Source organism: Sulfurospirillum arsenophilum NBRC 109478 (assembly GCF_000813345.1).
Lineage (GTDB): Bacteria > Campylobacterota > Campylobacteria > Campylobacterales > Sulfurospirillaceae > Sulfurospirillum > Sulfurospirillum arsenophilum.
Genome location: NZ_BBQF01000002.1, coordinates 150,027 through 172,206, shown reverse-complemented (window position 1 = coordinate 172,206; position 22,180 = coordinate 150,027). Strand labels below are relative to the sequence as shown.

Below are 22,180 nucleotides of genomic sequence, written 5' to 3'. Positions count from 1 at the left end.
TAGAAGATGAAAGATAGAAAAGAAATCATAGAAATTAAAAACTTAAACAAGTGGTATGGTGATTTCCATGTCTTAAAAGACATCAACCTTACAATCAATAAAGGTGAAATCATTGTTGTCTGTGGACCATCCGGTTCTGGTAAATCAACACTTATTCGTTGTATCAATTATCTTGAGCAATTTCAAGAAGGACAGATTATTGTTGATGGCATCGAGCTTGTCAATGATGTTAAAAAGATAAAAGCAATTCGTGAAGAAGTGGCAATGGTGTTTCAACACTTTAACCTCTTCCCACACTTAACGATCTTAGATAACCTTACCTTAGCGCCTGTTTGGGTTAGAAAAATGCCGCGTAAAGAAGCTGAAGCCATGGCTATGAAGTATTTGGAGCGTGTAGGCATTGCCAATCAAGCACACAAATACCCTAATCAACTCTCAGGCGGACAACAACAACGTGTGGCAATAGCACGTAGTTTGTGTAAAAACCCTAAGATTATGCTCTTTGATGAACCAACTTCTGCACTTGACCCTGAAATGGTTGCCGAAGTTTTGGATGTTATGATAGAATTAGCACGCGAAGATAAAACAATGGTGTGTGTTACCCACGAAATGGGCTTTGCGAAAAAGGTAGCCGATAGGATTATCTTTATGGATGCAGGGCAAATTGTCGAAGAAAACACACCTGAAGAGTTTTTCCAAAATCCTGAGTCAGATCGTCTTAAACTCTTTTTGGAGCAAATCTTATCGCACTGATTTTGTTTTACATGTAAGGATAAGAAATGGAGCAATTGATTCCTGTTTTGATGATAGTTGCGATGGTTGCATTTGTTTTAGTTAAACAGATAGGCAAATTGACAGGCAGACTTGATACCTTTGCAAGTGAGGGTTCATACGAACGCTATGCCAAATTTTCAGCCATTATTCAAGAGAATGTGCGTGAAATCAAACAGAGCCTTGATAGCTCTAAAACACCAAGTGAGCGCCCTTTTAAACTCTTAGAGGGTAAAAACGAAGAAGAAGCTCTTGAGCTTCTTTCTAATTTTATTCGTAAATTGGTATTTTTTGAAACGATGATGGCTAAAAAGAAGAGTTCTAAAGAGATCGAAGCCGATCTTTTTGAACTCTTAAGCAATTTAGATATTTTTCTCAAAGAGTACTGTGTGGATGGAGAAGCACTTTCTGATGCCCTTAGAGAGAGCCTTTTAGAAGCATACGAACAACTTGATGAATAAAAGTGAGGTTTTAAACCTCACTTACTTCTTTTATACTTCTTCTTTAAACAGATATCCCGCTTCTTTTAAAACTACACGAATCGCCTCTTGATGTTCAACACCTTTGGTTTCCAGCATAATGGTAATTTGCGCATCACCATACGAGAGCTTGGTTGAAAAACGGTCATAGTCAATTTGAATAATGTTGGCGTTAGCATTTTTAAACAGATCTGTCAGACGCATCAGTGAGCCCGGTTTATCAATAAGTGTGATGACCAACTTCATTTTACGATGTGATTTGATCAAACCTTTTTCGATAATGATGGAAAGCATTTGCACATCAATATTTCCACCACTTAAAACCGCGCCTATTTTCATATCTTTGGTAAAGGCAAATTTTTGATGCATAATGGCTGCAACACTTGCCGCACCGCCACCTTCAACGACCAGTTTTTGACGCTCAAGTAAAAACAAAATCGCTGCAGCTATCTCTTCATCGTCCACGGTCACTACTTCATCCACACATTCTAAAATATGTGCTAAGTTAGACTCGCTCACATCGCGTACAGCAATACCATCAGCGATGGTTCGAACACTTTTAGAATTGATCGCTTTTTTAGCATAAAATGACTCATACATAGCAGGAGCGCCAGAAGCATTGACACCAATGACTTTAATTTTAGGATCAATCTGTTTAATAGCAGAAGCCATACCGCTGATGAGCCCTCCTCCACCGATTGGAACGACGATAATGTCAAGATCATTGATCTCATCAATCATCTCTAATGCAACCGTTCCCTGCCCTGCAATGACGACATCATCTTCAAACGGATGAATGAACGTCAAACTGTGTTCTTTGGCATAAGTGAGCGCATACGCATAGGCTTCATCGTAATTATCGCCACTTAAAATTACTTCAGCGCCAAGTGCTTTTGTACCTGTCACTTTTAAAAGAGGTGTAGCTTCTGGCATAATGATCGTTGCATTGATACCAAAACTACGTGCAGAGTACGCCACACCTTGTGCATGGTTACCAGCACTTGCTGCAATAACACCTTTGGAGCGCTCTTCTTTGGTAAGAGAAGCAATTTTATTGTAAGCACCTCTAAGTTTATAGGCACCTGTTATTTGAAGATTTTCTTTTTTAAGAAAAACTTGTGCACCTACTTCTTCACTCAAATGTGGAGCAAGTGAGCAAGGTGTTTTAGTGACAACATTTCCGAGTTGTCGTTTTGCTTTTACTATTTCACTAAGCGCTATCATTATTTCATTAACCTTTCATATTCTACTTTGGTACATCGATTTTGTACAGCTATAATGCCGTGTTCTTGTGCTTTTGCACAGGCTTGATTATTGACGATGCCCAGTTGCAACCAAAAGACTTTTACATCACCTTTTTTTAAAATTTCTTCGATCAAACTATCAGCAATTTCAGGCTTTCGAAACATATCTACCATATCAACAGGTTCAGGAATATCCAAAAGGCTACGGTAAACTTTTTCACCTAAAATCGTCTCTTCTTTAGGATAGATCGGATAGATTTTAAACCCACATTCTTGCAAGTAGCGTGCCACTTTATGGCTATCTTTGGTTGGATCAGGAGATAACCCAATAATGGCAATACTCTTACACATCGAAAAAATGTCTTTTATGCCTGCATCACCAGGCATGCTAATATTTGAAATGTCGCATTCCATTATTGCTCCTTTTAAAAATTTAAGTGGCGAGTATAGCACACTCTGTCTTTTGTCGTGATTATCCATAGCTTTTATCATGTGAATTTGTTATAATCAATTCGTTTACATTTATAAGGAGTGTTAATGTTTCTTAATCAAGTCAAGATTAAAACAAAAGGTTGGTTTCTAGCAATTGGAACCTTGTGTGGGTTTATGGCAAATATTATTTTAGTGTCATTTCTGATCACAGGGACAGAGCGACTCATCCTGATTGCAGGGTCCGTTTGTGGAATGATCTTTTTCTTCATTTTTACACGTGTCATGGTGGTGAGTATGACAAACTCAATTGATGCTCTTTCAATCATAACGCTTGATCTTGCAAAAGGTAGTGGTGATCTTACAAAGCGCATTCAAATTAACTCAAAAGATGAGATTGCTGATTTATCAGAAAACATCAATCAATTCATTGAAAAAATTCATGTAACTGTTGAAACATCAACCCAAACATCAACCCAAAGTGCACAAATGGCACATCAATTTTCAGCGATTTCCAATGAAGTAGACAAGCGTATGGCTGAAGAGCGCGATTTTGTAAAACAGACAAAAGATTTGGGCGATACAATGAAAATAACGTTGGAAGAAAATACGCTCAATGCAACGCAGACCAGTCAAAATATTTTAAATGCATCCCAAACACTCAATACTACGGCACAAGAGATCAAAATTTTGGTTGCCAATATTCAACAAGCTTCTGAAGTAGAATCCCATACGTCAGAGCGTTTACAACAACTAAGCAATGACGCTAATCAAGTCAAAAGTGTCCTTACTGTCATCTCTGACATTGCCGACCAGACAAATCTTTTAGCACTTAATGCGGCCATTGAAGCAGCACGTGCAGGAGAACATGGTCGTGGTTTCGCCGTCGTTGCCGATGAAGTCAGAAACTTGGCTGAGAGAACTCAAAAAAGCCTAACAGAAATTAATGCAACAATTAACGTCATTGTTCAAAATATTATGGATGCTAGTGGGCAAATGAGTGAAAATTATAAATTTATTGAGCAGATGGCAACCAATTCACAAGAGGTAGAACTTAAAATCAGCAATACTGAAGCGGTCATCAAAGAAGCTTCCGATGCGTCTTTGATGGCTTCTGAAGTTTCGCAAGAACTTTCAAAAAATACAGCAACCATGATTAAAAATATCGGACAAATTTACGAGTCTTCGATGCAAAACAGTAGTGATGTTAAAAATCTTAATACATCATCACACCAGCTCTTAGAGCTTTCTGAGACATTGGCATCAAAGCTTGCACTCTTTAAAATCTAACCCTTTACATGTAAAAGGTTAGATACGTTTTAAAATGACGCCAGACTCCAAATGTTCGGTATTTGGGAATTGATCGAATAGAGCAAATTGAGAGATGGCGTATTTCTTTGTCAAGACATCAAGATCGCGTTTCAAGGTCTCAGGGTTACACGAGATGTAAATGATGTTCTCAAACTGAGAGATAAACTCTAAGCTCGCTTCATCCATGCCCGAACGTGGTGGATCCACAAAGACATGGCTAAAGGTATAGTCTTCCAAATTTATGCCCGCCAAGCGGTTGTATTCACGTTCTTTTTTAAGTGCAGAGGTTAATTCTTCTGCACTCATACGTAAAAATGCTATGTTGTTGACATCATTGAGCTCACAGTTTTGAAGCGCTGATTTGATGGAAGTTTTAGAAATCTCGGTTGCTAAAACTTTTTGAAATTTTTGAGACATAGGAATGGTGAAATTTCCATAACCGCAGTAAAGCTCCAACAAATCCTCACAGTTTTCAAGATGACTTAAAACCCAGCTAATCATCTTCTGATTCATCAAACGATTGGGTTGGGAAAAGCCTCCCTCAATGATGTGGTAACGATAGGTTTTACCTGCGATATCAAAACGATCCTCTACAAAATCTTGCGTAAGTATACGCTTGATGCCGCGACTGCGACCAATGACAAAAACGCCAAACGCTTGCTCCAACATTTTAGCCTCGTTATCCCACTCTACACCTAGAGGCTTATGGTAAATAAGTGTCACTAAAAGATGCTCTGATGAGGCAAGAAACTCAACCGCAAAAATCTTTTCACGAAGCAATGGAGAACTTTCAATCTGCTTTAAAAGCTGTGGCATCAAAGTGTATATTTTCATCTCAACTTTAGGACAAACATCAATACAAATAGCACCTTTTTTATCGACTGAACCCATGGCATAACTGAGTGTATCGCCCTCTTTCCAAATGCGAAATTCAGAACGTCCACGGTAGTGTTCTGAGGGCGTTTGGAAGTAGTCAAATGCTTTTACATGTAAAGGTTCAAACAAAGTGTTCATGTGTGCTTTTTTATGCTCAACTTGCGCCGAATAATCCAATGTATAAAGCGTACAACTACCACATTTCCCAAAATACGAACACTCCATAATTTTCCTTTTTTTAATATTTTATGTAAAATTATATGTATTATAGAACTAAAGTAGATAAAAGGCCGATTAGTGCTCCAAAAAATCCACCCCAAACAACCAACCAACCTAAATGATCTTTGATGAAATTCTGGACAATCTCTTTAACCATCTGCGGAGTCAGTTCATTAAGCCTTCCATCGATCATCTGCTCTATGGTGATGAGCATATCATCGCTAAGTGATGAATTTTGTATTGTTTGTGCTATTTTTTGTTGAAATACATTACTTTCGCTGATTTCAAGGATAGAATCTTTAAGTTTCTCATTAAAAGGTGCTCTAAGTCCCTCTAATGCGCCGGCGCCACCAAACATACTAAGCATTCCACCAAAAGATGACTCCATTACCGTTTTAGTCAGTGCATCAAAAGCAGGTGAAAAGTCCACTTCGGCTATGACGGGGCTTAAATCAAACGTTTTCTCTTCTTTAGCAAAAAAAGCATCCAATTGTTCTTTAGTAAAAAATTGATCCATCATCAAGTTTTTAATCGAAGTTTTAAAGGCTTCAAATTGTAACTGTATAACACCGCTACCGTATAAAAAAGGTACTTTTTCAAACAACATATGAATCGCTATTTGATTTGTAACAGCACCCGAAAAAGCAAAAAGGCCTGTCAAAAGTGACCAATGGGCATAAGGGTCTGGTAGCACAAACGAAACAACAATAAACAAAACACTAATGATGTCCGTCCACCAACTTTTATCAATTTTCATTATTTCTCCTTAAAAAAATCGCCATTATACTGTGGCATGTTTTAACTGACGTTTATTGAGCTTGAGAGTTCCCTCTTTTTGTTCTTCATGTGGCATGTAATTTTCGCGCAAAAACGAAGGCATTTTACGTCCTCGAACGGTCATGATATCTTCTATAAGTATCGTTTTGATATGATCTTCTTCATACCGCATAACTTCACAAAGGTAACGAAAAATCAACTCAGCTAAACGATCCAGTGAAATTTGCCATGTTGATTTCGTTTGCGCATAAAGCCATTCACTAAAGGCGTAAAAGCCTTCATAGACTTTGCCCTCGCTCCACAAGAGTGTTGCACATTTTTTAAAATTGCCACTGTTATAGACCATATCCCAAAAACGAGCAAAGCGTTTCATTTTTTGCATCTCTTTAAAACTGATCAAATTGTTTTGTAAGATGTCATAAGGAGGCTTGTTCGAGTACACCATGCCATAAATCTCATCGTGGCGAGAGATGGTTGTACCAGAGAGTTTTTTTAAGATTCCAATTTGAATTTCGCACTGTGTCAGAGAATAGAGCTTGTCCAAGTTACGTCCAAATCCCTCTAAGCTCTCCCCTGGCAAACCAATAATCAAATCTACATGTAAATGCGCATGGGTTTCATTTTGCAAAAAGGCAAGATTCTCTTCGATCTTAGCAATATTGAGCCGCCTGTGAATGTTTTTTGAGATCTCAGGATCAAGTGTTTGAATGCCGACTTCCAGTTGCAATGCTGCGGGCGAGAACTGCGCTATCTTTTCTCGAAGCACTACCGGAAAGTGGTCAGGGATGACTTCAAAATGGACGAAATACTCTTCTGTTTTAGAGAGGAAAAAATCTAAAAGCTTCGTTGCATTTTCAATGCTAAGATTAAACGTACGATCTATAAACTTAAAATTACGAACTCCTCTCTGCCACAGCTTTTCTAGTTCTCCTATAAAACGTGTTATCTCAATGTCGCGTACACGTTTGTCAATGGATGAGAGGCAAAATTCACACGTAAAAGGGCATCCTCGACTGGCTTCAACGTAGCAGTAACGGTTCTTGATGTCATCGTCTGTGTAATAATCATAAGGGAGTTTAATAGCATTAATGTTAACCATTGGCGCTTTTATGACCCGTTCGGTTGGTAGTTGACCTTCTAAGAGCGTTTTACAAAGCTCATAAAAGGCGATGTCACCCTCCCCTTGAATGATGTAATCCGCTCCACTAAAATCCACACGATGTGGAAAATGACTCGCTTCAGGACCGCCAAGTATGATAAAAATTTGAGGGGCTACTTTTTTGAGGATGGTTATAAGCTCTTGCACTTCCAAAGCGTTCCAAATGTACGCTCCAATGCCTACGATTTTAGGTTGGTAACTAAGTATCTCTTCTGCTGCATCTACGACTTGAGAGTTTATGACAAATTCCAAAATTTTTGCTCTGCCTTGAAGCTCTTCAAGATTGGCAAAGAGATAGCGCTGAGCAATAGAAGTGTGTGCATAACGTGCATTAAAGGTTGTTAAGAGAATTTCTTTCATAAAGTACCATTGTTGATTTTTTTGATTAAAACGATTGCAAATAGCTGTTAAATATAGATCTATTATTATAATAAAACTTTTTGGTTATCTTGGTTAAAATCAAAATTCTTAAATGCGTCGGGGTGTAGCGCAGCCTGGCTAGCGCGCTACCTTGGGGTGGTAGAGGTCGCAGGTTCGAGTCCTGTCACTCCGACCATTTTATCTCACTTAATACTTCACTTTTCCCCTTTTTAAGCTATTATACAATCAAAACAGTATGGATGTTTTATGAACACCGCAACACTACAGACGTTTGAAAAAAGACCTATCGTTATCATCGCACTTCTTACTGCAGCGTGTTTAGTCGGCGATTCTATGCTCTATGTCGTTTTACCTACTCATTGGGAAGAGGCAGGTCTTACGTCTTTATGGCAAGTGGGGATTATCTTATCTATCAATCGTCTTGTAAGGCTTCCTCTCAACCCATTTGTGGGATGGCTCTATACCAAAATCAGCGCACGCACAGGTGTTTTGATTGCTGTGATTTTGGCTTTTTTGACAACGTTATCGTATGGTGTCGTACATGGATTTATTGGCTTTCTGGTTGTGCGCTCTGTATGGGGAATTGCTTGGACTTTTCTGCGACTAGGGGCATATTTTACGATTTTAGATTTTTCAACGGATGCAACTAGAGGCAAAAGTATGGGACTTTACAATGGTTTGTATCGGCTAGGAAGCTTAGTGGGAATGCTAGCAGGAGGTTTTTTAGCAGATATGTATGGCTTAACCTTCGCGTCTATCGTCTTTAGTCTCATAACACTCAGTTGTTTACCTGTGGTCTTTGCTGTCATCAAACCAACAACACATGGAATGGTTGCTAAACATGCTGAAAATGAGCGAGATTTTTCAGTGTGGAAACATCGAAATGTACTATCGGTTTTAGGGGTGGGAATGTTTTTTGCGCTTATTTACCAAGGTATTGTTACATCAACACTCTCGTATGTTATTGAAATTCACAATAGTTCTGTTGTCTTGGTCTTTGGACTATTGATAGGCGCTTCTTCATTAGCGGGTATATTGCAAGCGCTTCGTTGGGGCTTTGAGCCCTTTTTAGCACCGTTATTTGGAAGCTTAACCGATGGCAAATCAGGTCGCTACCCACTGCTCTTGATTTCAACCTTATCCGCAAGTGTTTTATTTGCGCTGGTTTCGTTTGATTTACCACTATGGTTGTGGATTGGGGTGCTTCTTTTAATTCAAGTTACAGCAACGTCTCTTACCACCATTGCAGATGCCCTAGCCGCTGATACGGCATCAAACAATGGTGCAAGAGTGAAGATCATGACAACGTACTCTTTGCTGATTGATTTTGGAGCAGCGCTGGGGCCAATGTTAGCGTATGGAATGAATCAATTTATCCACCCGTATGCCTCTTTTTGGTTTGCATCATTTGTTTTACTAGGTACGACGCTTGTCTGTGCCAATAGTTGGTTGAAGCAAAAACGATTGGCTTAAATGCTTACCAAAGCCATGAAAGCGGAATTTTCTCTCTAAAGCTATGGAAATAATAAGAGGGTGTCAGCCCCGTAAATTTCTTAAACTCTTTAATAAAATGTGTCTGATCGAAGTAGCCACACTCGTAAGCTATCGAGACGAATTTGAGGTGACTTTCTCCTCGTAAAACAGCACTATTCATAAACCGTAATGTTTTGATAAAACGTGTATTGTTTTGTATGTGTTTAAACGATTCACCAAAAACTTCAAGATACTGTTTTTGTATCCATCGCTCGCTGTACCCACACTCTTTGGATAATATTTTCAACGTTGGATAAGCGTGTCCACTCACAAGATACGATGAAATATTTTTTGGAGAAAAATGTCTTTTCGATAACTGTTTTATAAAGTAGCGCTCAAATATAACGATCATGCCCTCTGCAGTATTCATCGACTCTAACTCTTCAAAAAGTAATGCTCCTTCTTGTTCTCCCCAGATATCATTGATGCTCAGCTCTTCATCTTTAATTTCAAAAGGAGAAATTCCAAATACTTCATAGAGAACATGCGGATAAAGTGTCACTTTAAAACTCTTCACCAATCGCTTGCGCGATAAACTCTCTTTTTGGAAAAAGTCCATCCATGTGCCAATGCCACTTTTAACGTACGTTCCTTTGTCAATGTCCAGTTGGTAACTCCCCTCTTCTACAACTTCATTCAAACTTCCATAAAAATCAAAAACAAACTGCGTCATAAATGAGGGGAAAAAGCGCGTAATATACTGTTCTTTCGTGTCTTCTACTTCACTGATGATAGAGACATACGAATGAATATAGGATAAAAGGGCTGGATTTTTTGGAAATGCTTTGGCATAATCACCTTGTGGTGGCATTCCCGTGTCTAAAAACATTTTATTCCTTCAAGAAGTTCAAAACAATTATCGAATTATATACTAAATGTATGACATCGTTTGTTCGTTTTTTTACTATAAAAAAAGATCACTATTGTCTAGAATCTCGGCATTCAAACAAAAAGATGGAGATTTAAGGATGAAAAACAAGCTTATGCTATTGCTATCTGTTTTACTCACACATTTATATGCAACAGATGATCCATCGTTGCAAGTAGGTGTTGGTGTATCAACGAGTACAAGCCCTTACAAAGGCGTGTCAAGTGTTACAATGCCCTTACCTGATATTGAGCTTACTTACAAAAGCGCTTTTATTGAAGGCATTAATATGGGATATAACGTTTACGATACCAAAACTTTACAAATTGGAGTTATCCTACTTCCCGTACTTGCAGGCTATCAAGGTAAAGATAGTAATGACTTAAAAGGTATGGATAATCGCAATATGTCATTGGAAGGAGGTCTTCGAATGAAATACAATTTTGAGAATAGCTTTTTAAGCAGTACTGTTTCGCGAGATGTCAGTGGTACAACGGATGGTTATACCGTTAATGCGGCGTATAACTACACACTTTTAGAGACAGAAAATTCAGGTTTGTCCATCTACGCGGGCGCAGAATACCTCAGTGATAAGAAAAGCAATTATTACTACGGTGTCAAAGCGAAAGAAGCCACCTTAGCACGTCCAAGTTACCATACAGACGGTGCACTCAACCCCTTCATTGGTTTAACACAAATCTTTGCCTTTAGCGAAACATGGTCCATCATTGCCAATGTCGAATATAAGAAATTTGACAGTGCAATTTATAAAAGCCCTATTGTAGATGATCATTATCAGGTAGCTGGGTACTTGTCTATTATGTATACATTCTTACCGTAAGGTAGGTTATTCTCTCATCTAAAAAAGTCCACTAGCTTTTTTTGTGGACTTTTTCACCATTACATGTAATCTCTTTTTTATAGCACTCTTGATTCTATTTTGTGCTACCATAGGTATAACTTTTCTTATGGGAGGTTATTATGCGTTTTATTCGTTTCTTCAATGAACTTCATATTGGCGATATTCCCCTTGTTGGCGGGAAAAATGCCAGCCTAGGTGAAATGTACCAAAAGTTATCTACCAAAGGCATCAAAATCCCCAATGGTTTTGCGACAACCAGCGAGGCTTACCATCTGTTACTCAAAGAAAATGGCATTAAAGAGAAGATCGAAAAGATTCTAACAGGTTTAGATATCTCCGACACGCTTTCGCTTCAAGAGCGTGGTCGTGCCATTCGTGAACTTATCTTGGCATCAACACTTCCTGAACAGCTTATCAAAGAGCTACGAAGTGCTTACCACATGCTTTCCCAAGAATATGGTACAGAAAATATCGACGTAGCGGTGCGTTCATCTGGAACAGCCGAAGATCTACCCGATGCCAGTTTTGCTGGGCAACAAGAGACATTCTTGAACATTAACACGCCAGAGAAACTCTTAGAGAGTGTAAAGCGTTGTTACGCTTCCTTGTTTACAGATCGTGCCATTAGTTACCGAACGAGTCGTGGGTTTGACCATTTTAAAGTCGCTCTCTCAGTCGGTGTTCAAAAGATGGTACGAAGCGATAAGTCTAGCAGTGGCATTATCTTTACCATCGACACCGAGAGTGGTTCTGAAAATCTCATCTTGATTAACTCCATCTGGGGTCTGGGTGAAAACGTCGTCAGTGGTAAAGTCAATGCCGATGAATTTTTTGTTTTTAAGCCGACTCTAAAAAAAGGGCTCAATACCATTTTAAAACGCTCACTAGGCAGTAAAAAAGAGAAAATGCTTTACAGCGACGAAGCTCATACCATCAATGTGCCCACAACAGAGGAAGAGCAAAATCATTTTTCCATCACGGATACGGAAGTGATGATTTTAGCGCATCAAGCACTGATTATTGAAGAGTATTATAAACGCCCGATGGACATAGAATGGGCAAAAGATGGACTTGATGGCAAACTCTACATCGTTCAAGCACGCCCTGAGACGGTTCAAAGTAAACTTCAAAATAACATCTCCATCGAAAAATATGCCCTAAATAGTACGAAAGATTTAAAGCTTATCACCTCTGGTCGTGCCGTCGGCGATAAGATAGGCAGTGGCGAAGTCAAAGTCATTCATAACACCTCAGAATTTGCCCTTTTCAAAGCAGGAGATGTATTGGTTGCCGATACGACCAATCCTGATTGGGAACCTATCATGAAAAAGGCCTCTGCTGTTGTTACAAATCGAGGTAGCAGAACGTGTCATGCCGCTATTGTTGCTCGTGAGATTGGTGTACCTGCGGTGGTCGGTTGTGGTAATGCTACCGAAGTGTTAAGCAATACTCAAAAAGTAACCGTCAGTTGCGCACAGGGAGATGAAGGACATATATACGAAGGGGAAATTGCCTTTACATGTAAAACGATAGACCTCAGTTCTTTAAAGCAAACAAAGACAAAACTGATGATGAATGTGGGTAATCCCGCGGAAGCGTTTAACTTTGCTAAAATGCCCAATGATGGTGTAGGACTAGCACGTATGGAGTTTATAATGAGCCATTCCATTAATGCTCATCCAATGGCACTGGTGAATATGAACAAGGGAAATTCTGTGCAAGATGAAGGTGCAATTAGAACTTTTATGAACCCCTACACCGATGCTAAAGAGTTCTTTTTGCAAAAGATTAGTGAAGGTGTTGGCATGATTGCTGCGGCTTTTTACCCAAAACCCGTCATCATTCGCACCAGTGATTTTAAAAGTAACGAATACCGCAATATGCCAGGAGGTCTTGCTTACGAAGCCGAGGAAGAAAACCCCATGATAGGCTTTCGTGGCGCTAGCAGATACTACGATGAAAGTTACAAAGAGGCGTATGCTTGGGAGTGTGAAGCGCTCAAGCGCGTAAGAGATGATATGGGGCTAACAAATGTCATCATTATGATTCCGTTTGTCAGAACTCCTGAAGAAGGACAAAAGGTTATCAATATTATGAACGCTAAAGGGTTAGTACAAGGTGTCAATGGGCTTCAAATCTACGCCATGTGCGAGATACCTGCCAATGTCATCATAGCAGATCAATTTTTGAAAATCTTTGATGGTTATTCGATTGGTTCAAACGACCTTACACAACTTGTGTTAGGTGTCGATAGAGAGAGTGGGATGATTGCTCATATCTTTAATGAGCGCAACGATGCAGTGACTAAAATGCTAAAAATGGCAATAGATGCGTGCAAAGTTAGAGGAAAATACATCGGTATTTGCGGGCAAGCGCCATCAGACTACCCTGAAATTACGGAGTTTTTAGTTAAAAATGGGATAGATTCAATCTCTTTAAACCCTGATTCACTGTATAAAATGCATCAAGTGGTTGAAAATTTGGAAGAGAGTTTACGCTAATTTTGCATTGCAGATAAAGACTCTTCGTGACCAAGGAGTCTTTTCTCAATTTCATCACTGGTCGCTTCACGTACACCAATTACCGTTCCATCAAATACGATCGTTACACCAGCAAGAGGATGATTCGCATCTAAAATAACGCGATCTTCTAAAATTTCAATGACCCTATAACCCAGCATGATTTCATCGTCTTCATTTTCGCTAAAGACCATTTCAACATTTTGCCCTACGGCTAGATCATCTTCAAACATACTACGATCTTCTACCAATACTAACTCTTCTTTATACTCGCCAAATGCCTCTTTAGGTGAAAGTTGCATATGAATACTCTCCCCAACACGTTTACCTTCTAATGCTTTTTCGATTTTATCAAAAATATCACCATAGCCACCATGCAAATAGACCAGTGGATCAGCGCCACTGTCAATGAGATTATTTTCGACATCAAAAACAGTATAGTCAAGTGTTACAAGAGCATTCTTTGTAATGTGCAAAAGAGTCCTTACATGTAAAAGTATGAGCCACTCAAAACGAGTGGCTCATGGGGTATTGTTATTCTTGCAAAATCAGCTTTGCAAGAATAAAGCACCAAGGGTGCGTGGGCTTACTGCCGAAGTAAACCCAGTGTTAACGTAATTTTTAAAGCTTTGCTTTAAAAACGTGTCAAGAGGTCTGAAAGAACTCTATTAGTTTGCAAGTTCGTAGTTTTCTATAAGGTTAAAATTGAGGTATTTATAGACTTTATCTGTCTTACCTGCAAGCTTTTTAGGCACTAAGCTCATATACTCTTCAACACTTGGAAGTCTTCCTAAAAGTGCACAAAGAGCTGCGAGTTCAGCGCTACCAAGATAAACTTTAGAGTTTGGCCCCATACGGTTATCGAAGTTTCTCGTTGATGTGGAGAAGACAACAGCACCTTCTTTAACATTGGCTTGATTACCCATACAGAGTGAACAACCAGGAATTTCGATGCGCGCACCAGAAGTTCCAAAAATAGAATAATAACCCTCAGCGGTGAGTTGATCTTTATCCATTTTTGTAGGAGGTGCGATCCATAGTGTGGTTGGCACTTTGCCTTCTCCTTGAAGAACCTCACCAAGAGCGCGGTAATGACCAATGTTGGTCATACAGCTTCCAACAAAAACTTCATCAATCTTCTTAGGACGATTTGCATCCGCAAGTACTTCACTGAGTGTTGCGACATCATCAGGATCATTCGGACATGCCAAAATTGGCTCTTTGATCTCATTAAGATTAATTTCGATAATTTCAGAATACTGTGCATTAGCATCTGCTTTAAGAAGATTAGGCTCTTTGATCCATGCTTTCATCTTATCGGCACGTCTTTGCAATGTTTTAGCATCTGCGTAGCCCGCTTTGATCATGGATTCAAGCAGTGTAATGTTTGATTTGAGGTACTCAACGATTGGTTCAACATCAAGTGCTACGGCACATGCTGCGGCACTTCTCTCAGCACTTGCATCACTCAGTTCAAACGCTTGCTCAACTTTGAGTTTTGGAAGTCCTTCAATTTCAAGAACTTTTCCTGCAAAGATGTTCTTTTTGTTTTTCTTAGGAACGGTCAAGAGTCCTTTTTTGATCGCATAATAAGGAATAGCATTAACAAGATCACGAAGCGTGATTCCTGGTTGCATTTCACCTTTAAAGCGCACCAAAACAGATTCAGGCATATTCAGAGGCATGCTTCCTGTAACGGCCGCAAAAGCAACCAATCCAGAACCAGCAGGGAAAGAGATACCAATAGGGAAACGTGTATGGCTATCACCACCTGTTCCTACTGAATCAGGAAGAACCATACGGTTTAACCATGAGTGAATAACACCGTCTCCTGCTTTAAGACTCACACCTGAACGTGACGTGATAAATGCCGGAAGGGTATGGTGAAGTTTTACATCGCTTGGTTTTGGATACGCTGCTGTGTGGCAGAAACTTTGCATCACGAGGTCAGCACTAAAGCCAAGTGCAGCAAGCTCTTTAATCTCATCTCTAGTCATTGGTCCTGTTGTATCTTGGCTACCAACGGTTAATGTTTGAGGCTCAACATACATGTGAGGACGTACTCCTTCAACACCACAGGCACGTCCAACCATTTTTTGAGCCAAAGTATAACCTACACCTTTTTGCTCAGCGGGTTGTTCTGGTTTTGCAAAGATAGTCTCAGCACCCAATCCTAAGCTTGCTCGTGCTTTTGATGTCAAACCACGACCAATGATAAGTGGAATACGCCCACCGGCACGGTATTCATCCGCCAAAGTATTTGGAGAAAGTTTAAACGTTGCCACCACTTTGCCATTTTTTTCGATTTTACCCGCTAATGGATAAACATCGATAAGATCACCTGTTTCCAAGCCTTCAACATTAACTTCAATTGGAAGTGCGCCACTGTCTTCTGCAGTATTAAAGAAGATTGGAGCAATGGTTGAGCCTAAAATCAAACCACCTGTTTTTTTATTTGGGACATTTGGAATTTCTCTTCCCATAAACCATTGAATGGAGTTAATACCAGACTTTCGGCTACTTCCAGTTCCTACAACATCGCCCACATAAGCAACTTCGTACCCTTTGGCAATCAATTCTTTGATCTTCTCAATAGAACCTGGGAGTCTTTTAACAAGCATTGCATTAGCATGAAGGGGAATGTCACTTCTCGTAAACGCTTCACTCGCGGGGCTTAGATCATCCGTATTCGTTTCACCTGCTACTTTTAAAACAGCTACAGTGATTTTTTCAGGAATGGAAGGTTTGATGGTAAACCACTCAGCATTTGCCCAAGAGAGAAGAACTTCTTTAGCGTATGCATTGGTTTTTGCAAGTGTTTCTATGTCATTAAACGAACTATAAACAAGGACAATGTTTTTAAGTGCGTTACAAGATGCTCGAGCTACAGCATCATCTTTTGAGCTAAGTGCATCAACAAGAGGTTGAACATTATAACCTCCAAACATGGTACCTAAAAGCTCAATAGCATAAACAGGGGAAATCGCTTTACATGTAACCTTTTTTTGAGCCACATCATTGAGAAAAGCTGCCTTTACATACGCTGCTTCATCAACTCCAGGTGGAACACGATTTGCAAGTAAAGATTTTAAAAAGGCTTGATCGCCCTCCTCTTTCTTCAAAAGCTCGACTACCTCTGCTGTCTTTTTGGCATCAAGAGGTAAAGGAGGAACACCTAACTTTGCTCTTTCATTCACTTCTGCTTCATACGCTTGGAAAAAACTCATTGTGACTGACTCCTTGTGGTTAGTAAGTTTAGACGATGATTTCACGCTGCCCTTTAGCGTTTTGAGAAGAGAGTATTCCCATGGCCTCCAGTTGCTCTACAATCGTCGCTGCCCTATTATAGCCAATATTCAATCTTCTTTGAATATAAGAAATTGAGCTCTTTTTTTCATTAAGGACAATGGCTTTTGCATCCTCAAAAAGCTCATCCAATTCACCACTATTTTTACTACTCGAAGTGGAAGAAAAACCCTCTTCACTCTCTTTGAGAAAACTCTCGTCATATACGACGGGGCGCTGTTTTTTGAGGTATTCAACTACCCTATCAATCTCATCTTCACTGGTGTATGGAGCATGCAAACGAATGAGCCCAGAAGTACCCGGAGGAGTAAAAAGCATATCGCCATTTCCAAGCAGTGAATCTGCTCCCATAGCATCTAAAATGACTTTTGAGTCGATTTTCTGCCCTACTTTAAAACTAATACGAGAAGGTAAGTTTGCTTTAATGAGACCCGTAACAACATCCACTGAAGGCCTTTGTGTCGCTACTACGAGGTGAATTCCACTCGCTCTGGCCATTTGAGCCAAACGTGCGATGTAAAATTCAACATCTTTGCCACTCGTCATCATAAGATCTGCTAACTCATCAATAATAATAACGATATACGGTAACGGTTCAACACCAATTGCTTTTGCTTTTTCATTGTAGTTTTCAATGTTTTTGGTTTTTGAACGACTCATAATTTGATAACGTCGCTCCATCTCACTGACCATATTGGCCAGTGCCACAATCGCTTGTTTAGGCTTGGTAATAACAGGCGTTAACAGATGAGGAATGTCGTTATAAATCGAAAATTCCAACATCTTAGGGTCAATCATCAAAAAGCGTAATGTATCAGGTGAATTGCGGTATAAAAGTGAAAGTAACATCGCATTAATTCCTACACTTTTACCACTGCCCGTTGTTCCTGCTATAAGTAAGTGAGGAAGTTTTTTAAGATCGGTGACAAAGGCATTGCCAACAATGTCTTTACCCAGTGCAATCGTTAAAGGAGAAGATGACTTTTTAAAAATATCACTTTCTAAAATCTCTTTGAGGTAAATGGTCTCTATTTTTTGGTTAGGCACTTCAATACCCACAACATCCTTGCCTGGAATTGGAGCTTGAATACGAATCGTCTTTGCTTTTAACGCCATAGCAAGGTCATCTTGAAGCGTTAAGATACGTGAGACTTTAACGTGAGGTGCAGGTTTAAACTCAAATGTCGTTACAACAGGTCCAGAGTACGTACGTACAACATCACCTTCAATTTTAAAGCGTCTGAGTTTTTCCAAAAGGTCTTGAATTTTTTGATCGATCTCACTCTCATTGACATGGACAACTTTTGCAGGAGGGTTCGCTAAAAAAGACAATGGTGGTAATTTAAAGTCTTTTGGTTTGTCGCATTCACCTTGATCGATTTCAGAAAGAAGTTTAGTATTTTCGGCTACTTCGCTTAAAATTTCTACTTTTTTAGCACTTTTAAGACGAACAAGTGGCTTTTTAGGCTCTTCGTTTTCAGGATAAAGGGGTTCGATAATAGCAGGATTTTCATCAGGGGTATCATCATCTAACATTATTTTTTCTTCTACGAGAGAAACTTGTTTTTTGATGACTTTAACCTTTTTTTCTTCTACACTTGGTCTTTCTTCATCTACCTTATACTCTTTGATTTTTGTTTTTGTAAACGTTGGCTTCATTAAAGTAAGAAAATCACTAATACTTGATTCGACAAGCAGTGTCATTGAAAGAAGAAAAATAGCCACAATAAAGAGCCAAACGCCCATAATACCGATAGATGCAATCACCATATCAACGATAGAGCGACCAAATGAACCACTTAAATTACTTTTAACGAGAATGGATTGCGCCATGAGTATCGTAAAAATGAGGATTGTTGAAGCAAGATATACACCAATACGACGTTCCGTCAGCTTACTCTCTTTGTAAAGTGAAAAAGCAGGCAAAATCAGTACGAAAGGGTAGAAAAAGGCAACGTATCCAAAGGCATTTTGGTTTGACTTTCCAAGATATGCACCAAATTTTCCAACAACAGATGCATCTGGTAAAATGGTTGCTACCCCTAAAAAAAGTGCAATAGCAATAAAAATAATAAAAAGAGTCTCTTTTAAGATAGCAGATCCTTTACATGTAATAATATAGAGTTGATATTATAACAGATTATTACATGTAATCTAAAAGAGACATCGAATTGACTTTTGAAATGGTCGATAACATTGCTTGATACGCCGTTGTAATGGATTGGAATTCCAAATAAGCTGCTGCTGTATCTACACCAATTACATCTGTTTGTACAGCTTTAACATTGACACTGAGCATTGTTGATCTTGTATTCGCATCACTTAAAGCATTGGTAAGCGCACCAATTTTCGTTTGAGCTTTTGTGACATGATCTGCGATATGATCAAGTTGTGTCAGTGAATTTTGAATGCCAATATTGCGTGGATCATCCGATGTTGAATCCATACGGAACGTACCAGAACGAACTGCCGTTATCATTTCATCAAGCTGTTTAAACATATCGATTGATGGGTTAGAAATCGTTACGGCATTATTTGCCATAAACGTAAGTGCAGAACTTCCAATACCTGTAAAATCAGTCGCACTTTTGTCATACATTGTAAAATTGATTTTAGACTCAGAAGCTGATTTATCTTTAATAGTCATTTTCCCTTGATAATCCAAATTGACTTCAACACTGTTTTTAGCAGTACTTAAAGCGTAGTTATACTCTGCTAGATTGGCATTGCCAATAGCATTGTTATAGTCTGTCGTTGCTTTGGCAACTTCAGCAGGTGTTGATGTTGGGTTATCTCTTATAATACCCGCATCAATTGCCTTTTGAATATAGCTAGCTGTTTCTGTGGAAACACCCGCTTTGGCTGTTGCTGTTTCTGTCGCAAGATTTACAGCATTGATTGGTGGTGTTCCAGCTATGATTGCATTATTGATGGCTGTTTGAGCAACTGTAGAAACACCTTGTTTTGGTAAATTACCCGAAGTTGCCATACTAATGAGGTCATTAAGTTGTTGGTATGTCATAGTATCTGCAGTCGTTTTTAGATTTAAAGGATCACCACTTCCATTATAGATAGAAAATGTTTCATTGACATCAGTAGTAGTTCCATCGCCATCTAAGTCAACAGAGAAGGTTGTATCCGCAATATCAAGATTGAGTGTACCTGTTCTATTTATTCCATTTTTATCGGTATAATTAAGAACCATTTGCTTGCCGTTTAAACTATCAACACCTGCAACATCAACAAGTTTTGTACTTGCCGTTGCATAGTCACTTGTACTTTTAACAACTTGAGAGATATTACTTGAAAGTGTATTACCATCTTTCTCAAAGCCTCTTCGTGCAGAATTCATAGCATCAGGGATAGGATCACCATGAGCAAGGGCATTGACCGCATTTTTAGGTTGCAAAGAAGCACTAAAAGTATTTGTAGGGTCATTGATCAGCATACGACCACTGGTTGCGGTTGATAATGTAACATCCCCTGCCCCCAATCCATATTCTGTTTCAATAGCTGTCATCAAATCTTGTACTGTTTTTCCTGTAGTTGAAAATGATGTTGCGCCAAAATCGATATGATCTACATCGGATGGAAGAATGCCACTTAAAAGCGTTGTTGATGTCATATTGGAATTTGTTACATTTTGCATTGGAAAATCTATAGCATAGGTACCTAAAGTAACAGCAGAAGAGCGCATTGTCAAATCAGGGGAAGAAGCCGTTGTTTCATAATTACTTTTACTAAAAGCAATGATATCCACATTAGGTTTTGTCAATAAATTATCTACATTCAGAATTTGCTTTGCATTTCCCGTCTCTCCAGGAAGCGCATTTCTATCAATTGCTCCAAAAATATTCATATCTAAAAGTTGACTTCCAGATTTTAAATCTTTAACTTCTATCTGACCACGTGCATTCATACTGACATCTACAACTTTATTGGTTGCAGTATTGCCATAAGCATTGCCAATACTTTGCAGTAAATCTGAAACTTTAGAACTTGTATTAATTTCAATAGTATTTGAAAATGTTTTGCCATCACTTTTTTTACCAGAGAGATAAAAAACAGCCTTAGGATCGTCGGTTGCTGCACTATTGGTATCACCTACAAGGTCTCTAATTGTATCTGTATCTTTTAAATATACTTTTGTTGAAGCAGCATTTTGACCATCCGTAGTCATTACTGCTGGATTTAATTTTGATTGATTGTACATTGATATATTTGTAGAAACTGTTCTATTATAGTCCGTGTCTTTGCCTAAGAAAAGTGATTGTCCTGTAATATTATAAGGAAGCTCAACACCTGATCCAATCAGTGCCGTTAAATTATCTGAATTCCCTTTATACGTGCCATCACTTGCAATTGGCTTTTGAGACAATGCTGTACCTGAAAATAGGAATTGACCATTAATAGAGGTATTGGCCAAGTTGACTAAGTGATCTTTGATACCTTGCAAATCGTTAGCAAGTGCTTGTAAGCTTGTTGAAGAATTAGAAGTACTCGAAGCTTGAACCAATTTTGCTTTGAATTGATCAAGGGATGAACTGAAGCTTGTTAACGTAGAATCGGTATTGTCTGCAAACGTTTTTGCTTTTGAACTACTATCAGAAGATTGTTGTAAGGTGTCAATTTCATTATTAAGACGCATTGCATCTATGTAAACGCTTGTATTTTCATAACTATTTTGTATTTTTAATTTACTAGCGATCTGTTCATTAATAGTATACAATTTCTCCGAAGAAGTTCGATAGTTACGTAATGATGTATTGTATAAAAGCGCGTTTGTGATTCTCATAGTATTCTCCATCAATTTTCGTTTTTAAGTACAAGCAATTTTAATTCCCTGTAGAAAATATCGTCTTTTAGGGTTTATTCTTTAACTTTTTTAAAAAAATTATTGTCTTTTTTTAAAAAAAATTGTACAATCCTCGGACAAACACTTTATTTTAAGGAATGAGCAATGAAAAAAGCGGAATTTATCCAAGCAGTCTCTGAGAAAGCAGGTCTTTCTAAGAAAGATAGTCAAAAAGCTGTTGATGCGGCTTTAGAAGCAATCAGCGAAGCACTAGTTGCTGGCAAAGATGTAAGCTTTATCGGTTTTGGTACATTTAGTACTGCGACAAGAGCTGCTAGAAAAGCTAGAGTTCCTGGTACAAACAGAGTCGTAGATGTTGCACAAACAACAGCTGTCAAATTTAAAGTTGGTAAAAAACTTAAAGACGTTGTAGCAAAAGCTTAATTCTTCACCTCGAAAAGCTTAGACATTCAGTTTTACTGATGTTTAAGCTTTTTTTTGTATAATTCCAACTCTTATTTACAGTGCCTGAGTGGTGAAATTGGTAGACGCGCTAGACTCAAAATCTAGTATGGAGACATATGCCGGTTCGAGTCCGGCCTCAGGTACCACCCTAACTCCCTAAAATACGATATTCCAAACCTTAAACTT

Annotated in this window: 17 protein-coding genes and 2 tRNA genes; 9 read left to right on the top strand and 10 right to left on the bottom strand. The window is 38.8% G+C overall.

The window, feature by feature from the left end:
- Positions 1–6: 6 nt before the first annotated feature.
- Positions 7–753, top strand: coding sequence for an amino acid ABC transporter ATP-binding protein (locus SAR02S_RS05230; protein ID WP_041957597.1), 747 nt, complete (start codon positions 7–9; stop codon positions 751–753).
- Positions 754–779: 26 nt separating this feature from the next.
- Positions 780–1,232 (top strand): hypothetical protein, encoded by a 453-nt coding sequence (locus SAR02S_RS05225; RefSeq protein WP_041957595.1) that lies wholly within the window; start codon positions 780–782, stop codon positions 1,230–1,232.
- Positions 1,233–1,262: 30 nt separating this feature from the next.
- Here SAR02S_RS05225 and ilvA read toward each other — a convergent pair whose 3' ends face one another.
- Positions 1,263–2,474, bottom strand: coding sequence for a threonine ammonia-lyase (gene ilvA / locus SAR02S_RS05220; RefSeq protein WP_041957593.1), 1,212 nt, complete (start codon positions 2,472–2,474; stop codon positions 1,263–1,265).
- On the bottom strand, positions 2,474–2,908 hold the full coding sequence (locus SAR02S_RS05215) for a CoA-binding protein (protein WP_041957591.1): 435 nt from the start codon (positions 2,906–2,908) through the stop codon (positions 2,474–2,476). The genes ilvA and SAR02S_RS05215 overlap by 1 nt, the downstream gene beginning before the upstream one ends.
- Before the next feature lie 123 nt (positions 2,909–3,031).
- Between SAR02S_RS05215 and SAR02S_RS05210 the strand changes: the two genes are divergently transcribed.
- Positions 3,032–4,213, top strand: coding sequence for a methyl-accepting chemotaxis protein (locus SAR02S_RS05210; protein WP_052433539.1), 1,182 nt, complete (start codon positions 3,032–3,034; stop codon positions 4,211–4,213).
- An 18-nt stretch (positions 4,214–4,231) separates the two neighbouring features.
- Here the strand turns inward: SAR02S_RS05210 and trmA are convergent, their stop codons facing one another.
- The 3 genes from trmA to SAR02S_RS05195 are packed head-to-tail and all read right to left on the bottom strand — an operon-like array spanning position 4,232 to position 7,625.
- On the bottom strand, positions 4,232–5,335 hold the full coding sequence (trmA, locus tag SAR02S_RS05205; protein ID WP_041957589.1) for a tRNA (uridine(54)-C5)-methyltransferase TrmA: 1,104 nt from the start codon (positions 5,333–5,335) through the stop codon (positions 4,232–4,234).
- Positions 5,336–5,375: 40 nt separating this feature from the next.
- Complete coding sequence (locus SAR02S_RS05200; RefSeq protein ID WP_041957587.1) at positions 5,376–6,086, bottom strand: DUF445 domain-containing protein; 711 nt, start codon at positions 6,084–6,086, stop codon at positions 5,376–5,378.
- A 24-nt stretch (positions 6,087–6,110) separates the two neighbouring features.
- The gene (locus SAR02S_RS05195; RefSeq protein WP_041957586.1) at positions 6,111–7,625 is read right to left on the bottom strand and encodes a B12-binding domain-containing radical SAM protein; all 1,515 of its coding nucleotides are present in this window, start codon (positions 7,623–7,625) and stop codon (positions 6,111–6,113) included.
- Between the two features lie 118 nt (positions 7,626–7,743).
- Here SAR02S_RS05195 and SAR02S_RS05190 point away from each other — a divergent pair.
- Positions 7,744–7,821 (top strand) — tRNA-Pro (locus tag SAR02S_RS05190).
- 71 nt (positions 7,822–7,892) lie between these two features.
- Positions 7,893–9,119 (top strand): MFS transporter, encoded by a 1,227-nt coding sequence (locus tag SAR02S_RS05185; RefSeq protein ID WP_041957584.1) that lies wholly within the window; start codon positions 7,893–7,895, stop codon positions 9,117–9,119.
- A gap of 4 nt (positions 9,120–9,123) precedes the next feature.
- Here SAR02S_RS05185 and SAR02S_RS05180 read toward each other — a convergent pair whose 3' ends face one another.
- A complete protein-coding gene (locus SAR02S_RS05180) occupies positions 9,124–10,008 on the bottom strand; it encodes a helix-turn-helix transcriptional regulator (RefSeq protein ID WP_041957582.1) in 885 nt (294 codons plus the stop codon).
- A 139-nt stretch (positions 10,009–10,147) separates the two neighbouring features.
- On the opposite strand from SAR02S_RS05180, the gene SAR02S_RS05175 reads away from it, so the two are divergent.
- Both SAR02S_RS05175 and ppsA read left to right on the top strand, forming a co-directional pair.
- A complete protein-coding gene (locus SAR02S_RS05175) occupies positions 10,148–10,888 on the top strand; it encodes a MipA/OmpV family protein (RefSeq protein ID WP_041957580.1) in 741 nt (246 codons plus the stop codon).
- Between the two features lie 140 nt (positions 10,889–11,028).
- Positions 11,029–13,410, top strand: a complete 2,382-nt coding sequence (ppsA, locus tag SAR02S_RS05170) for a phosphoenolpyruvate synthase (RefSeq protein ID WP_041957578.1) — start codon at positions 11,029–11,031, stop codon at positions 13,408–13,410.
- Here ppsA and SAR02S_RS05165 read toward each other — a convergent pair.
- The 4 genes from SAR02S_RS05165 to SAR02S_RS05150 all read right to left on the bottom strand — a co-directional run bounded on the left by SAR02S_RS05165 (position 13,407) and on the right by SAR02S_RS05150 (position 21,529).
- Positions 13,407–13,904 (bottom strand): FKBP-type peptidyl-prolyl cis-trans isomerase, encoded by a 498-nt coding sequence (locus SAR02S_RS05165; protein WP_041957576.1) that lies wholly within the window; start codon positions 13,902–13,904, stop codon positions 13,407–13,409. The two genes, ppsA and SAR02S_RS05165, sit on opposite strands and share 4 nt — an antisense overlap.
- Positions 13,905–14,096: 192 nt before the next feature.
- Positions 14,097–16,655, bottom strand: a complete 2,559-nt coding sequence (gene acnB / locus SAR02S_RS05160) for a bifunctional aconitate hydratase 2/2-methylisocitrate dehydratase (RefSeq protein ID WP_041957574.1) — start codon at positions 16,653–16,655, stop codon at positions 14,097–14,099.
- A gap of 28 nt (positions 16,656–16,683) precedes the next feature.
- Complete coding sequence (locus SAR02S_RS05155) at positions 16,684–18,792, bottom strand: FtsK/SpoIIIE family DNA translocase (RefSeq protein ID WP_041957572.1); 2,109 nt, start codon at positions 18,790–18,792, stop codon at positions 16,684–16,686.
- Positions 18,793–18,877: 85 nt separating this feature from the next.
- A complete protein-coding gene (locus tag SAR02S_RS05150) occupies positions 18,878–21,529 on the bottom strand; it encodes a flagellin N-terminal helical domain-containing protein (protein ID WP_041957570.1) in 2,652 nt (883 codons plus the stop codon).
- A gap of 165 nt (positions 21,530–21,694) precedes the next feature.
- Here SAR02S_RS05150 and SAR02S_RS05145 point away from each other — a divergent pair, with 165 nt between their 5' ends.
- Together SAR02S_RS05145 and SAR02S_RS05140 are read left to right on the top strand one after the other, a co-directional pair.
- Positions 21,695–21,973, top strand: a complete 279-nt coding sequence (locus SAR02S_RS05145; RefSeq protein WP_041957568.1) for an HU family DNA-binding protein — start codon at positions 21,695–21,697, stop codon at positions 21,971–21,973.
- An 82-nt stretch (positions 21,974–22,055) separates the two neighbouring features.
- Positions 22,056–22,140, top strand: a tRNA-Leu gene (locus SAR02S_RS05140).
- Positions 22,141–22,180 lie beyond the last annotated feature (40 nt).

Excerpts from the sequence above, each read along its gene's own strand:
- SAR02S_RS05230 (WP_041957597.1), top strand. The coding sequence starts at position 7 with ATGAAAGATAGAAAAGAAATCATAGAAATTAAAAACTTAAACAAGTGG.
- SAR02S_RS05225 (WP_041957595.1), top strand. The coding sequence starts at position 780 with ATGGAGCAATTGATTCCTGTTTTGATGATAGTTGCGATGGTTGCATTT.
- ilvA (WP_041957593.1), bottom strand. The coding sequence starts at position 2,474 with ATGATAGCGCTTAGTGAAATAGTAAAAGCAAAACGACAACTCGGAAAT.
- SAR02S_RS05215 (WP_041957591.1), bottom strand. The coding sequence starts at position 2,908 with ATGGAATGCGACATTTCAAATATTAGCATGCCTGGTGATGCAGGCATA.
- SAR02S_RS05210 (WP_052433539.1), top strand. The coding sequence starts at position 3,032 with ATGTTTCTTAATCAAGTCAAGATTAAAACAAAAGGTTGGTTTCTAGCA.
- trmA (WP_041957589.1), bottom strand. The coding sequence starts at position 5,335 with ATGGAGTGTTCGTATTTTGGGAAATGTGGTAGTTGTACGCTTTATACA.
- SAR02S_RS05200 (WP_041957587.1), bottom strand. The coding sequence starts at position 6,086 with ATGAAAATTGATAAAAGTTGGTGGACGGACATCATTAGTGTTTTGTTT.
- SAR02S_RS05195 (WP_041957586.1), bottom strand. The coding sequence starts at position 7,625 with ATGAAAGAAATTCTCTTAACAACCTTTAATGCACGTTATGCACACACT.
- SAR02S_RS05185 (WP_041957584.1), top strand. The coding sequence starts at position 7,893 with ATGAACACCGCAACACTACAGACGTTTGAAAAAAGACCTATCGTTATC.
- SAR02S_RS05180 (WP_041957582.1), bottom strand. The coding sequence starts at position 10,008 with ATGTTTTTAGACACGGGAATGCCACCACAAGGTGATTATGCCAAAGCA.
- SAR02S_RS05175 (WP_041957580.1), top strand. The coding sequence starts at position 10,148 with ATGAAAAACAAGCTTATGCTATTGCTATCTGTTTTACTCACACATTTA.
- ppsA (WP_041957578.1), top strand. The coding sequence starts at position 11,029 with ATGCGTTTTATTCGTTTCTTCAATGAACTTCATATTGGCGATATTCCC.
- acnB (WP_041957574.1), bottom strand. The coding sequence starts at position 16,655 with ATGAGTTTTTTCCAAGCGTATGAAGCAGAAGTGAATGAAAGAGCAAAG.
- SAR02S_RS05150 (WP_041957570.1), bottom strand. The coding sequence starts at position 21,529 with ATGAGAATCACAAACGCGCTTTTATACAATACATCATTACGTAACTAT.
- SAR02S_RS05145 (WP_041957568.1), top strand. The coding sequence starts at position 21,695 with ATGAAAAAAGCGGAATTTATCCAAGCAGTCTCTGAGAAAGCAGGTCTT.